The organism is Shewanella marisflavi (assembly GCF_023283925.1).
Taxonomy (GTDB): Bacteria; Pseudomonadota; Gammaproteobacteria; order Enterobacterales; family Shewanellaceae; genus Shewanella; species Shewanella marisflavi.
The window spans coordinates 14282-28254 of sequence record NZ_JAKIKX010000012.1; the positions used below are offsets into that span (position 1 = coordinate 14282).

The following is a 13973-nucleotide window of genomic DNA, read 5'->3' on the forward strand; positions in this document are numbered from 1 at the left end:
ATGGCTGACATGAGCCAGGTGATCATTGGGCTGCAAAATCCCAAGAGCCCGACCAACGTGGGTGGAGTGATGCGCGCCGCCGGCTGTTATCGTGCCGATGAGGTACGCTATACGGGTAAACGTTACGCTTTAGCGGCGCACCACAGAGGCGAGCAGTACAATACCGACACCAAGCGGGTGAGCCAGCATATTCCTCTTATGGGGGTTGAATCTTTGCTTGAGGGGCTCGATGACGACACTCAGGTGATCTGTGTTGACCTGGTTGAGGGGGCCACGCCGCTACCGACATTTCAGCATCCCGCTAAGGCCATCTACCTGTTTGGTCCCGAAGACGGCACGTTAGATCAAGCGCTTATCGATCGAGCCGATAGCGTGGTCTATGTGCCTACGGTTGGCTGTATGAATTTGGCCTCATCGGTCAATGTGCTGCTCTATGACAGATTGGCGAAGGCCGAGCATGTCACGGGTGATGAGTTGATCCGTAGCAGCCGGGATACTAATAATCGGGTTAAAGTCAAAGCTTAATAGTAAAGCAGAAGCGCAAAGGTGAATTAGCCTAGGTAAGAGTTATCTACCGCAGTTCACAGCTTGCTTATAGACGGTTTGCCAAGAAGAAACGCCGACCCAATGAGTCGGCGTTTTGACAAGTTAGCTATAGTACTACCTTCAATTCGAGTCGGAGCAGACCCCCCTAAAGCGCCTTACCTTTCAGTAATTTTCTCATCCACATACGGTTGGGGTTGAGCATGGTAAGAATATCGATATTGGCGGGTAGCAGTTCGCCACATAGCTGAGCCGCTAAAATTTCTGCTGCCAGTGGACCAGAAGTTAAGCCGCGAGAGCCCAGTCCTCCGAGCACAAACAGGCCTTGATATACGGGCGCGGGATTACTGCGCCAATATTTGATGCTTTCTTTGGTGTGCTGATGCTGCCGATAAGCGCTGGCTATCGCGTCAAAGTCTGGCGCGCAGCCCATCATGGGAGCGTGATCTCGGGTGACCATGCGTACACCAATGCGGGCGCTATGGCCTGAGATATCAACATCTTGAGTCCAGTTAGCCCTATAGCTAGTGCGGATCTTATCCAGATTCTCCAGCTGCTCCGTTGGGCTGTAGGCCAGATTATCGGGATCTTTGACATAGCTCGCCCCTGTGCAGTGCAGTTTGTCATGGGCCGGAGTGAGGTAGCCATGAGAGCAGAGTACCGTCTTGAGGGCTGTCAGTTCTCCTCTGGATGGGATGTGGCTGACCTGGCCGCGAAAACCGCTAATTGGTAGCTGGGTCGTTTGGGAAAAGTCGGTCAGGTGGCGGCCATTAGCCAGCACTAAGTTAGCAAAGGGACCATATTCGGCCTGCTTTCCTGCATGCTCAGTACTTAGATACCAATGCCCCTGGTCATATCGTATGTCGGTCACCTTGCATTGATAATGACAGGTTTGTTTACCGAGTTTTTCCGCCTGGGCCAAGGCGGCGCGGGTCAGGGCCTGAGGGGATACCCAGCCGCCTAAGGGATAGTAGATCCCCTGATGGTTGATCGCTATCCCGGCGAGTGATTTGGCTTTTTCGGCATCGACAGCTTGTGCGATTGACTCGGCCCAAGGCTGGGCCCTGATGATTTTTTCAAGCCTTTGCTGGCTACGTTGATCATGGCCGGTTTGCAAGACGCCGCAAAAATCATGGGGGATATCATACCCCGCCTCGATCAGCTGCAAGATACGCTGACGGCTAAAGAGGTAGCCTTGTAAAAAATAGTGGCTCAGGCTGCCATGCTCCGGCGTGAGCAGTGGATAGATGGCCCCTTGTTTGTTACCTGAGGCCTGTTGTCCCGGCGCCTCGTCCATACAAAAGAAAGTCAGGCTTTTGCCGCGTTCCGCGAGCGACAGGGCAAGACTGGCTCCGGCAACACCGCCCCCGATAATCGCCGTTTCGCCTTCGCCCCCGGCATAAAGCGGATTATAGTGAAGGCTGTCGTTTAGCTGACGACGTAGTGCACGGCGTTCCTGCTGAGCAATATCCAGCGCTGGGTTGCTGGGGACAGATTTAATCGTCACACACTGGTCATCTTTGGTTGCTAAATTGAGTTCACAGAGCTGAAATCCAGCCTTGTTAGCCGCCTGTGACAGTGGTCCAATTTCTGAGGCGGACTCTTTTTCCCTCGTCTCACTGAAGGTAAAAAGCGGGGCTGATGGGCAGCTCAAGCGTGCGAGTTGCCAGATAAGCGGCTCAGGGGCTTGGCATATCGCCTCATCGGTATCCAACAACCAGGCATGCACTGCTTTATCGGGATCTTTGGCGCTGACCTGCGCCTTGAGCTGCTCAAGTGCGGCGCCCAGATGAAGATCGATAATCAGTTTACCGTCAGCAAGCGTGAGACGGTGACACCCTGATATGTGGGCAGAGGCGATATCCTTAAGCTGTTGGTTTGTCGCGCCGGACAGTTGTGAATTTGCTGCTATCTGAGCTAATGTTTGAGCATCAGCTTTGGTATATAGCTGCAGTTGGTAGCGCTTATTCTGAGACGTTACCTTAAAATACAAGAGCGACAGTAAAGTGGACAGCCATTGGCCACCTTTAGTGGTGACAACACCGATCACTTGCTGCGGGGCATCCAGTGTAATTGTCGATAAATGGCTTAAAAATGAGTTCAATGTATGCTTGTCGTCAATAATTTGCGCGTTATCCGGGTGTTCGGTAGTCAATGAATTTACTCTCAACGGGATATTAGGCATTATTTTACCTACCTTTATGGAAAGCTGACCACTTAAATGCAGTAAAAGCGATACTATTGGCGCAGCAAAATTGGTACTAAACGTACGGAATGGATAGTTAATAATGAAAAGAGTCGTGATCACCGGCCTTGGCATAGTGTCAAGTATCGGTAATAACAAGCAAGAAGTCACCGAGTCACTTAAAGCGGGTCGCAGTGGTATTACCCACTCAGATCAGTTTGAAGAAATGAAGCTTCGTAGCCATGTTTGGGGCGACATTAAGTTAGACCCTAAAGAACATATCGACCGTAAAGCACTGCGCTTTATGGGTGATGCTGCTGCATATGCTTACATTGCCATGGAGCAAGCGATAGCTGACGCAGGACTCACTGAAGAACAGTATTCAAATCACCGTGTAGGTATCATTGCCGGTACTGGTGGCGCCTCATCGCAGAACCAGGTGCAAGCTGCCGATACCCTGCGTGAAAAAGGCGTTAAGCGCGTTGGTCCTTATATTGTGCCTCGTATCATGTCGAGCACAGCCAGTGCCTGTTTGGCGACGCCATTCAAAATTAAGGGCATGAACTATTCTATCAGCTCTGCTTGTGCTACCAGTGCCCACTGTATTGGCCACGCGGTTGAGTTGATTCAAATGGGTAAGCAAGACATGGTCTTCGCCGGTGGTGCGGAAGAGGTGGATTGGACCCTGACTATGGGCTTCGATGCCATGGGCGCCCTGTCGACTAAATACAACGATTGTCCTGAGAAGGCTTCTCGTACCTATGATGCGGACCGTGATGGTTTCGTTATCTCTGGTGGTGGCGGTATCGTGGTTGTCGAAGAGCTTGAGCATGCACTTGCTCGCGGCGCTAAGATCTATGCCGAAGTCATTGGTTATGGCGCGTCTTCAGACGGCTATGACATGGTTGCACCATCGGGCGAAGGTGCGGTGCGTTGTATGAAGATGGCGCTTGCCGATGTTGATACGCCAATCGATTACATCAACACTCACGGTACTTCTACACCTGTTGGCGATATGCGTGAGCTAGAAGCCTTGGCCGAAACCTTTGGTGACAATCTGCCAGCTATTGCGTCAACCAAGTCTCTGACTGGCCACGCGTTAGGTGCGGCGGGTGTGCATGAGGCTATCTACAGCCTGATCATGATGGAGAATAGCTTCATCGCGCCAAGTATCAATATCGATAATCTCGATGAGAAGGCCGCAGGTATGCCAATCGTCACTGAATATCGTGATGCCGAGCTCAACACTATCATGAGCAACAGCTTCGGTTTTGGTGGCACAAACGCTACTTTGGTTATGCGCAAATACAAGTAATTGCTTAGAGGCTATTAAAGCGATTATTAAAAAAGGGAAGCTGATGCTTCCCTTTTTTGTGCCTGGCTTTTTAGTTCGCTAACGCCAAGATCTCTATGTCATCAAGGTTAGCGACTCTAACCTTACTGGGCGTTGAACTGCTGGCCTGTGACGCTTGTAGCATCATCACCCATAAGGTAGAGATAGGTGGCCATTATCTCTTCTGGGGTCTTTAAATCTTGTGGATTTTCGGCTGGGTAGGCATTGGCGCGCATCTTAGTGCGGGTGGCACCAGGATTGATGGTATTGGCGCGCAGGTTGCTGCCCTCATATTCATGGGCAATACACTGCATCATGCCTTCGGTGGCAAATTTAGAGATGGCATACTCACCCCAGAAGGCACGGCCCTGACGGCCGACACTGCTAGAGGTAAAGATGATTGATGCCGAAGGGGCCTTTTTCAGAACGGGTAACAGGGCTTTGGTCATCATGATCTCGGCAACCAGATTGACCTGAAGCACCTCGTTTACCGAATCCATTGAGATATGTTCGAAGGGGCCAAGGACGCCCAGTAAACTGGCGTTATGTAATAGACCGTCCAGGTGACCAAACTGCTGTTCGATCGTCTCAGCCATATCTTGGTAATTTTGCTCAGTAGCACCTTTGAGATCTAACGGTACGATAGCCGGGGTAGGGTAGCCCGCCTGTTCTATCTCGTCATAGACGGCTTCGAGCTTCTTGACTGTTTTGCCCAGTAAGATCACTGTGGCACCATGTTCTGCATAGGCCAGTGCAGCGGCGCGGCCAATACCATCTCCAGCACCCGTGACCAGAATCGTTTTATCTTTTAGTAAATCTTTTGCTGCCTGATATTCCAACATGAGTCGATTTTTCCTGTAAGCGGAATTCCCCGCCATTTCTATGATTTATTCGAGCCTGAAACGTATGTTTTAAACAAATGATTAATTAACTAGCACTAATCTGTTGTTTGTGTGTGACAAAATTGTAGCTAACTCAATAATTTTACGTTAACTTGGCTAGCGTTAGGGACTGAAAAAGTCTCATTGGTCACTCAAGGAAGACTATTGTGACCAATTTTTGGGGAAAACAAAATTATTACAACAAGATTTGGGGAAAAAAGATGAAAAGACTCTTTTTGGGTGTCGCAATTGCATCCGCATTGGGAATGGCTGGTTGTAGCGAAGACAGTGTTGATCAGCTCAAAGATAAGACCGAGCCACTGATCCCTCTGTCGCATATGGTATTCGATCCCGCGAACAGCAAGGTACCATTACCCAACGATCTACTTTTTAGCGGTACGACCGACGGAACACTGACCATGCCGGGTGAAAAAGCCGATGGTAGCAGTGACTATACCGACCCTCAGATGGCCCTAGGCGCGCTGGATGGTTGGTCGACCACCTCTCCGATCTCTATTTCTGTCGCACCTGCGATGGACCATGATGGAACTCAGCTGACTCTTGCCGCTGCATCTGTCGCGCAACCTGGTGCTGTGCGCATGTTCGAAGCCACTGTCGGCGGCCCTCTGTCAACGGATCCCGAATGTCAGGCTGCAATGTCTGTTTCTGCGTGTAAGATTGGTGACGAGCTACAATTTGGTGTCGACTTTGTGGCAACGGCCTCGGGTAATACTATTGCCATAGTGCCACTTAAGCCGCTTAAGGCTGGACAGTCTTACGTGTATGCCACCACAGATCTTATCCAAGACTCGGCCGGGCGTCCTATTGCGCCTTCGACCACCTATGGTCTATTAAAAATGGATATTGAGACTAAGCCACTGGAAACTCCAGAGCAGCTGATGCTGCAAGGCTTAGTCAATAGCTATGAAAAGGGCATGGCTGCGGCTCACGGCGTCGATAGCTCAACCATCAGCTATTCAGGCCTGTTTACGACGCAGGCTATCAGCGATGTCTATGAGACAACCAAACTGCTGATGCTGCAAGAGGGGACGCCATTTGCACCGTCAATGACAGTGCCTCAGCCCCATCCGCTGGGGATCACCGTTGCCCAAGCCGCAGGCTTAACGCCTACGGACGGCGTGGCGTATGTGGTTTCTAGCCTGGCCGATGTCTATGTTGCCCAGCTGACACTGCCGACCTATGGCAGCTGCAGTTCGTCCACGTGTAGCGGTATCAATGGTAACTGGCATGCGCTGGGCGATAGCCCGGTAGCCGTGCTGTTAGCTCTGCAATCTGGTGCCTTGAGTCAACAAAATTTCGGTGCCCAAGCGGTCGCTCACGGTATTGACCCTTCTGCGGCTCTGGCTAATCCAGCATTGTTAGCGGGTAAGAGTTGGTTACTTGACGATGGTACGCCAGCGGACAAGGCCAAGCATCTGACTAAGTTCAATCCAATTCCTGCGCCAACGGGCAGTGAGACTGTGCCTGTCTTGATCTCTATGCCAAATGCTGAGCGTTTAGCCCAGTTTTATGCCTCTCAAGGGCTTCCCTTTACGCCGCCAACAGCCGGCTGGCCGACGACTATGGCCATGCATGGTCTAGGTGGTGGTAAAGAGATGTCGCTAGCCTATGCCGGTAGCTATGCGGCCATGGGGGTTGCGACGATTGCTATCGATATGCCACTGCACGGGGCTCGCTCTTTCGATGCCAACGGTGATGGTGTCTACGAGGTGTCGGCAACTGATCCTGCATTTGGCGCCTTTGTGGGTAACCCTGAAGCCTTTAAGAATGGTAATCCGTTAGTCTTTATAAACCTTGAAAGCACCTTGTCTGTGCGTGATAACTTCAGACAGGCGACGGTGGATCATTTAGGCCTGCGTGCTGCATTGACCGGTCTTGCCGGTGGTCTTGCAGCAGCCCAGATGCCACAGATGTTCGATATTACCAAGATCAGCGCTCAAGGACTTAGCTTGGGTGCTATCGTAGGAACTGACTTTGCAGCCTATGCAAACTCAGGTTTGACGCATCCTGCCAATGGCGCCGATTTAAGCTATGTGCATAAGTTAAATGCCGTATCTCTGGTTGCCCCGACGGGCGGCTTCGCGGGGACTTTCATTGGTTCGGAAACCTTTGGCCCACTTTTATTTGCGAATGTTTCCGCCAGCGATACCTTCAAGGCGTTGGTTGATGAAGCTAATGTTGCGGGTTATGAGCCAGGTACACCGGAATATATGGCGCTGGTAGAGGCTGTGTATGCTCAGTTCTTGCCAACATTTGCCTTCGCAGTGCAGACGGCAGTTGATGGTGCAGATCCAATTAACCATGCAGCGGGGTTAAAAGCGACAGGCTTACCGGTTCATTTAATTGAAGTGGTGGGTGACGGTAATAACTTACCTGATCAAGTCTTGCCAAACTATGTTGAAAAGTTCCCGGTATCGGGTACCGAACCGCTTATCGCAAACTTAGGCCTTGAGTGTATCGATACCACAACAGTGGGGGCTGGTGCCGTGCGCTTTAGCAAAGGTCATCATAGCTCGCTGATAAGCCCAAGCGAAGTGGCTGGTGTGACCGATGGTAGCGCCGCGGCTGCGACGGTTGAGATGCAGCAGCAGGTCGCCGCCTTTGCGTTGACGGCTGGTAAGGGTGACGCCACTGTTTTGGTTCAGAATGATTCAGTCATTCAACCTTGCGGCGCAAACTAAGCGTATTATTCAATAAGTGAAAAACCCAGCTATTGCTGGGTTTTTTTATGGCTGGATTTGTTATTGCACTCAGTACTGTTAGAATAGCGACCAAATTTTTTAAGGCCTTATCACGGAGCTTAATTTTGGAATTTTTGTATGAGTATGGACTCTTTCTAGCGAAAGCCGTCACCATAGTGATAGCGATAGTCGCGGTTGTTGTTCTGGTGTTGGCGTCGGCAGTGAAGCAGAAGGCCGATAAGGGTGAGCTTAAGCTGACTAATGTGACCGATGAGCTTAAGTCGCTAAAGCACGACTTGAAAGAGGAGTTGCTGAGTAAGAAGCAGTTCAAGGCTTACGAAAAAGCCCTTAAGGCGGAAGAGAAAGCTAAAGAAAAAGCCGAGAAGAGCGATGCACCCAGCTCGCCACGGGTCTTTGTGCTGGATTTCAAAGGCAGTATCGATGCCGGTGAAGTTGCCTCATTGCGTGAAGAGATTAGCGCCGTGCTGGCGGTGGCCGAGAAAGGTGATGAAGTCGTGGTGAACGTCGAAAGCGGCGGTGGTATGGTCCATGGCTATGGCTTGGCAGCAAGTCAGCTTGACAGGCTACGTAACGCAGAAATTCCACTGACTATCTGTGTTGATAAAGTGGCGGCCAGCGGTGGCTATATGATGGCCTGTGTTGCGAACGAAATTTACGCAGCACCTTTTGCGATTGTTGGCTCAATTGGTGTGGTCGCGCAGATCCCAAACTTCAATCGTCTGCTTAAAAAACATGATATCGATTATGAGCAGCATACGGCCGGTGACTTTAAACGCACTCTGACCGTGTTTGGTGAAAACACAGATGAGGGACGTGAGAAGTTTCAGCAGGAACTTGAAGAGACCCATGTACTGTTTAAGGCCTTTATTAGCAAGTATCGTCCCGAATTGGATATTGCCAAGGTGGCAACCGGCGAACATTGGTATGGTCAACAGGCGCTGGATTTAGGCCTAATTGATGCGCTCTCTACCAGTGACGATGTGGTGATGAAGCTGGCTCAAGAAAAAACTGTGATTAAGGTACGTTATCAGATAAAGAAAAAGATCGCCGACAAGATAGCTCATAGCGCCTCTTTGGCGGTCAATGCGGTGTTTGATCGCTTGGCGGAAAAGAATCAACCTCTGAGCTAAGAGAACGCATTTTCACCAGATAAAAACCCGTTCTTGGCGGGTTTTTACATATTTGTAACTTTTTATCCTTGCCAGGCTTTTACTCTTAGGCAAAATCTTATACAAAGCATTATTACCCTAGATTTTGTAAGGTTGAGATGACGAGTATTACCCGCTACCAGGCAACACTGAAGGTTGGCGATCAATCTTATCCCGCATATGAACTGAGAAGCTTGCTTCGGTTTGTTGCGCAGCGCTTTGGCCCAGAATGCGCCGATCGTCTATGTGCCGACATCGGCCTTGGTATGAACGAGTTGGCTGAGATGAGCTTCGTTTATGTGTGGCAGGTCGATTATGCCATGGCGTATCTTGCAGGGCTGGATAATGACCCTCAGATCGGCGCTAAGTTAGGCGAGACCTATTGCCTGGAAGCGCTAGAGTTGATCTGGCCTTATTTGGCAAAGTGCAAGACACTCGGTGATTGTTTAGAGTTTGTCATTGCCCATCCCGAGTTAGTGGGTAGTGTGTCTGATACCCTAGTGACTCACAAAGCGCAGCAACTTTATTTTCGCTGGTTAAACACGGGCAAGATATCAGCGCCGCATTTTGCCTTACAGTTTCAAAATAGTGTCAGCTCCATGCTGGCGTTGGCGCGGCAGTTGACGGGGCAACACGTCAAACTTGAGCGTGTATTACTGGCGACTCCTGAGCATGAGTGCCAATTTTTGACGCAGTTTTGCCAGGCTGAAGTCAGCTTCAATCATGAGTTCTTCGAATGGGCGATTGCGCATCAGGCGCTCGAACTGCCCATAATCTATGATTTTTCGCGCATATCGTCAGACGAACATGCCCTGCATGAGACTTCATTGATTGAAAAGGTGCTGGCCATCTTAAACGAAGGCTTTCCACAAACCCCTAAGCTTGAGCTGATGGCGCTGAGATTGAATATGAGCGATCGCACCCTGAGGCGTCATCTGGCTAACGCCGGGACCAGCTATCAGAAACTGGTGGATCAGGTGCGCTGCCAGACGGCGATAGGGTTAATTGTGCAGGGCAATAAGAGCATAGTCGATATCGCCGATATCATGGGGTTTAGCGACGTGAGTCACTTCAGGCAGAGTTTTAAGCACTGGCTTGGCCTGCCGCCAGGCCAGTTTATTCGTAAAATTTAAGACGAGTGCTGGCAGTTGCCTAAACTGGGCGCTAGTCCATCTATCCAGGTTTCCAATACCTTAAGTGCTTCGACATGACTCAGGCTGCGGCCGATGGGGGGCATGCGATCTTTCGGTGCGTCTAACATCTGTCGGTAGAGCAAGATAGAGTGCTCTGCGTCGCCGGGTATGATGTCGTAAGACAGCCCCTTTTCACCGCCATCCCAGCCTGGGGGTTGCTTGCAGATCCCATATTGAAAGCTGGTGTGATCCACATAAAAGCCTAAACGCAACCCAGAAATACTGGCAAATCCCTCAGCTCTGTGACAATGAGCGCAGTTGATATCTAGGTATCCTTTCGCCCTGGCGGTCAAATCGGCATGAGTATCATTGATGTCGGGTGCCGTATCGGGAGCGCCAGTGGCGGGCAGCCCTGTGAGTTTGCCTTGCTGCTGCCAGTAGTTAAGTTGGTTTTTGGGGTTACCTGCGATAGGCAGTTCATGATTAAGCAGGTAGGGCTTTAGCCCGATAGGATAGATCTTTACGCCACTGTCGCTTGCACGCTGATGACACAGCTTACACTCAGCTCTGCTGGGCACATGATAGTTAAAACTCAGTGTTTCTCCCTGACGATTCAGGCTATGGTCAAGATTGGCGCCAGTAAGGGCAAGTCGTGCCTCACCGTCTTGCCACAGATAGGGCAACGCGGTCCAGCCGCTAGGACGGTGGATGAGTAGACGGGTCTCCACAAGCTTCTCATGTGCCTCTCCCTGAAGCTGGGTATCAGTCGGTAGGGCAAAGCTTTTTACCAGTACTGCGCCGACCGGGAGGTCGAAGGTGTCTGTGCCATGATAGGTGATCGTTTTGCCATCAGGCAGGAAGATGAAACGGTACTTGTGAGCATAATTGGTAAACAGCTGGCTAGACAGTTCATATTTGAAGCCGGGCGCGCGCGGTTCTCGGGTCGGCTTATCTGGCTGCTGAAATAGTCTGTAGTGGGACAGGCTTGGGCAATCTTGCTCCATCAATGCCTGCCAATTAATGTCGTTGCCTTGACTGTCACACAGGCCTGGCTCAGGGTTGGTGCCACCTGTCGGCGGTGTCATTGGTGTTTCTGGTGTGGCTGTCGTGCTGTCATCGCTGCCGCCGCAGGCCGTGAGGCAGAGCAGCAAGAGGGCGGTTAAATAATTAAGGGATGAAGTTCGCATAGGATTCGGCTCGCTATAAAAAGGGCCGCCAGTTGGCGGCCCTTGAGGCTAGATTATTGTGAGCAGGTGGCCAGAGGGAGTCGCTTGATCCACTCGGCGATAAGTGCCGTTCCTTCGGTGTGAGACAGGCTGCGACCGATCTCTGGCATGCGATCGCCAGGTGCCGTGCTGTCCATACGGAAGTGAAGGATAGAGGTCTCGCTTGAGCCTGGTACAACGTCGTAACTCAATGAGCCGCCACCATAGGCGATCGGTGATTTACAAGTACCGTGTGAGTAACCACTGTCTTCCTCATAGCTACGCCAGTATTCCAATTTAAGCCCTGTGTTGGACGCGTTACCTTCAGGACGGTGACAGTGAGCGCAGTTGATATCCAGATACCCCTTAGCGGTCTGCATCAGTTCGGTATCTGTCATCGTTGCAGCCTTAGCTTCATCGCCATCATTGAAAGCGGGTACAGTGCTTATGGTTGCCGTGTCGGGTACACCTTGCAAGATACCGGCAGCTTGCCACTTCATCAGCTGGTTCATGGTACCGTCGCTGTAGGCATAGTCTTTGTTCAAGTGACGTGCCTTTGGACCAATGGGGACAAATACCGCAGGGCTGGCATCGTCAACCTTAAACTGGTGACATTGCTTACATTGATTCATGCTGGGGACGACATAGTCAAAGTCTAGCGTCTTGCCATTATGAACCACTTGCTTGCCCTGAATAGCACCGGCCTTGGCCAGTACGGCATCAGTCTGTTCGGCGTTAAACACATAAGGTAGTGCCGACCAACCGGTGGCGCGCTTTATCAGTAGGCGCGTTTCCACTAAGGTTTCGTTTTCCACGCCGCGCTTACTGGTGTCAGCGGGCAGGGCGAAGGTCTTGGTGATCACTGTGCCGACTGGGAAGTCCATGCTTTCGTTGGCCGAGTAGTTTGCGACTTTACCTTCTGGCACGAAGACGAAGCGGTATTTGCTGGCATAGTCGGTAAACAACTGGGTGTTGAGATCATAGGGAATACCACCTGAGTTTGCCCCTGTGCTCGGATCGCTGGTATCGGCAAATAGCTGATAATCAGAGAGGTTTGGACAGTTTGCACCCAGTAGTGCATCCCAGTTAACCCCAGCAGCAGTGGTGGTACACAGATTTAGATCGCCATCGCCGATCAAACCGCCTTCACCTTCGCCGATAGAGCCGCCGCCACCGACCAGGTTACCGCCATCACAGCCTTCAACGTCATCATCGACGCCACAGCCGAAGATTTGATCGCCAAAGGTGACAGTGTGAACCGGTAGGCTCAGCTGGGCACAGTTCATAATCTTATCTTGGGTTTTCTCATACAGGACATCGGCGATGCTGATGTCGGTATTGTTGTTGGCATACAGGCGGCCAAAAGAGACGTCGCCGTTATTCTGGGCACAGATGTTATCGCTACCATCTTGTGCGAAAGGTTGCTCTTTTAGGCCTAAGTAGGCAGCTGTACCGTTGTTAGAGAGCATCTCGCCCAGTCCATCATAGAGGATACCCGGGAAGGCGCCATGGCTGAGCAGGTAAGCCTTGATGATATCTTCGATGAGATAGCCATTGGGCTTCTTACCATAATCCTTGATGATGTTGTCGTGAAGATAGATGTTGCGCGGCGTTGGGCGCCAGCCATCTTCAATCGGCTGCCCTGGCTGACCATAGTTGCCCACAAAGGTACTGATATCCGGCTCAGCAATGAAGAAACTTGAGACTGTGACCCCTAGGGTGTCGTGGCCGGTGATTTCGTTATTAAATATCTCCACATCATTGGTAGAGAGGATGATCACCCCAGTGCCTGGCGGCACAATATGTACCCCCGCAGGATTGGAGGAGGCGTTAGCAAAGTTGGGGGTGTTATTGTTGTACACCTTGTTATTAAAGATGCGCACGCTTGAGCCATATCTATGGTTGTTGATCGGCAGGTCGAAGACCAAGATACCGCCAGTGTTACCCATGGCTTCGTTGTCGTAGACGTCGGCATATTTAGAGTTTTCGATTTCGATACCGGCGACGTTTTCTTTGGCGATATTTCGGCGTACGACGATATATTCAGATTGCCCCACATAGATACCGGCATCGGCGCTACCGCGTACATAGGTGTCTTCAATAAGAATGTTTTCACACTCTACCGGATAGAGGCCGTAGGCACCGTTGTCTTCGTCAAGCTCACCTTCCCAAACTGTGGCCAGACGTCTCAGGATGATGCCATTGGTATTTTTAAGCTTGATACCGTTGTTCTTAGCTTCGTTGACTGAGAGATCCTGAATGGTGATATTTACGGCGTTTTGCACAAAAATACCGTCACCTGTGATCGACTCGGAGAAGTCCAGCACAGTCTCTTCCATGCCGTGACCCATGATGGTGATGTTTTTAGCGTAGGCGCCATCACCGTCGACATCGCCGTCAAACAGCAAGGTCGATTCGATCTTGAAGTGTCCCTTAGGTAGCACTATCACATCGTTGCTTTGGGCATTGATTAAGGCTTCTTGAATACGGGTGGTGAGGTTTTCACCATCTTCGATGATGATTGCTCCCACTGGAAAGCTTGGGCCCGGATCTGTGGGGGTAGTGGTCACAGGTGGAGTTTCGACCGCAGGTGTGTCTTCATCGTCTGAGGAACAGCCGGTGAACGAGAGTGCCACTGCACTGGCGACTAACGTTGGGATCAGCCACGAGGGCGTCTTGTTGAACATAGTATCTCCTACTTATTGTTATTATTCCTTGGTTAGATTGCACTGCCGTACCAGATATGCAATGTGAAATCTGGCCAACAAATTATTAACATCTGTATTAATCAGTAGCTTAGTTTAGTTTTTAAACAGTTGTTT

General features: G+C 50.8%; 9 protein-coding genes. 5 read left to right on the forward strand and 4 right to left on the reverse strand.

The window, feature by feature from the left end; translation table 11 throughout:
* Window positions 1-525, forward strand: coding sequence for an RNA methyltransferase (locus L2712_RS17510; RefSeq protein ID WP_248978545.1), 525 nt, complete (start codon window positions 1-3; stop codon window positions 523-525).
* A 166-nt stretch (window positions 526-691) separates the two neighbouring features.
* On the opposite strand, the gene mnmC1 is transcribed toward L2712_RS17510, so the two are convergent.
* The gene (mnmC1, locus tag L2712_RS17515; RefSeq protein ID WP_248978546.1) at window positions 692-2698 is read right to left on the reverse strand and encodes an FAD-dependent 5-carboxymethylaminomethyl-2-thiouridine(34) oxidoreductase MnmC1; all 2007 of its coding nucleotides are present in this window, start codon (window positions 2696-2698) and stop codon (window positions 692-694) included.
* Between the two features lie 133 nt (window positions 2699-2831).
* On the opposite strand from mnmC1, the gene fabB reads away from it, so the two are divergent.
* Complete coding sequence (gene fabB / locus L2712_RS17520; RefSeq protein WP_033540226.1) at window positions 2832-4043, forward strand: beta-ketoacyl-ACP synthase I; 1212 nt, start codon at window positions 2832-2834, stop codon at window positions 4041-4043.
* A gap of 122 nt (window positions 4044-4165) precedes the next feature.
* On the opposite strand, the gene L2712_RS17525 is transcribed toward fabB, so the two are convergent.
* Complete coding sequence (locus L2712_RS17525; RefSeq protein ID WP_033540225.1) at window positions 4166-4903, reverse strand: YciK family oxidoreductase; 738 nt, start codon at window positions 4901-4903, stop codon at window positions 4166-4168.
* 260 nt (window positions 4904-5163) lie between these two features.
* Between L2712_RS17525 and L2712_RS17530 the strand changes: the two genes are divergently transcribed.
* The 3 genes from L2712_RS17530 (at window position 5164) to L2712_RS17540 (ending at window position 9946) form a co-directional block, all read left to right on the forward strand.
* Window positions 5164-7644, forward strand: a complete 2481-nt coding sequence (locus L2712_RS17530; RefSeq protein ID WP_248978547.1) for a VolA/Pla-1 family phospholipase — start codon at window positions 5164-5166, stop codon at window positions 7642-7644.
* Window positions 7645-7769: 125 nt separating this feature from the next.
* Window positions 7770-8795, forward strand: coding sequence for a protease SohB (gene sohB, locus L2712_RS17535; protein ID WP_248978548.1), 1026 nt, complete (start codon window positions 7770-7772; stop codon window positions 8793-8795).
* 137 nt (window positions 8796-8932) lie between these two features.
* Entirely contained in the window at window positions 8933-9946 is a 1014-nt protein-coding gene (locus L2712_RS17540; protein WP_248978549.1) for an AraC family transcriptional regulator, read from the forward strand.
* On the opposite strand, the gene L2712_RS17545 is transcribed toward L2712_RS17540, so the two are convergent.
* A complete protein-coding gene (locus tag L2712_RS17545) occupies window positions 9943-11133 on the reverse strand; it encodes an SO2930 family diheme c-type cytochrome (RefSeq protein ID WP_248978550.1) in 1191 nt (396 codons plus the stop codon). The two genes, L2712_RS17540 and L2712_RS17545, sit on opposite strands and share 4 nt — an antisense overlap.
* 53 nt (window positions 11134-11186) lie before the next feature.
* The gene (locus L2712_RS17550; RefSeq protein WP_033540221.1) at window positions 11187-13838 is read right to left on the reverse strand and encodes a parallel beta-helix domain-containing protein; all 2652 of its coding nucleotides are present in this window, start codon (window positions 13836-13838) and stop codon (window positions 11187-11189) included.
* Between the last annotated feature and the right edge of the window lie 135 nt (window positions 13839-13973).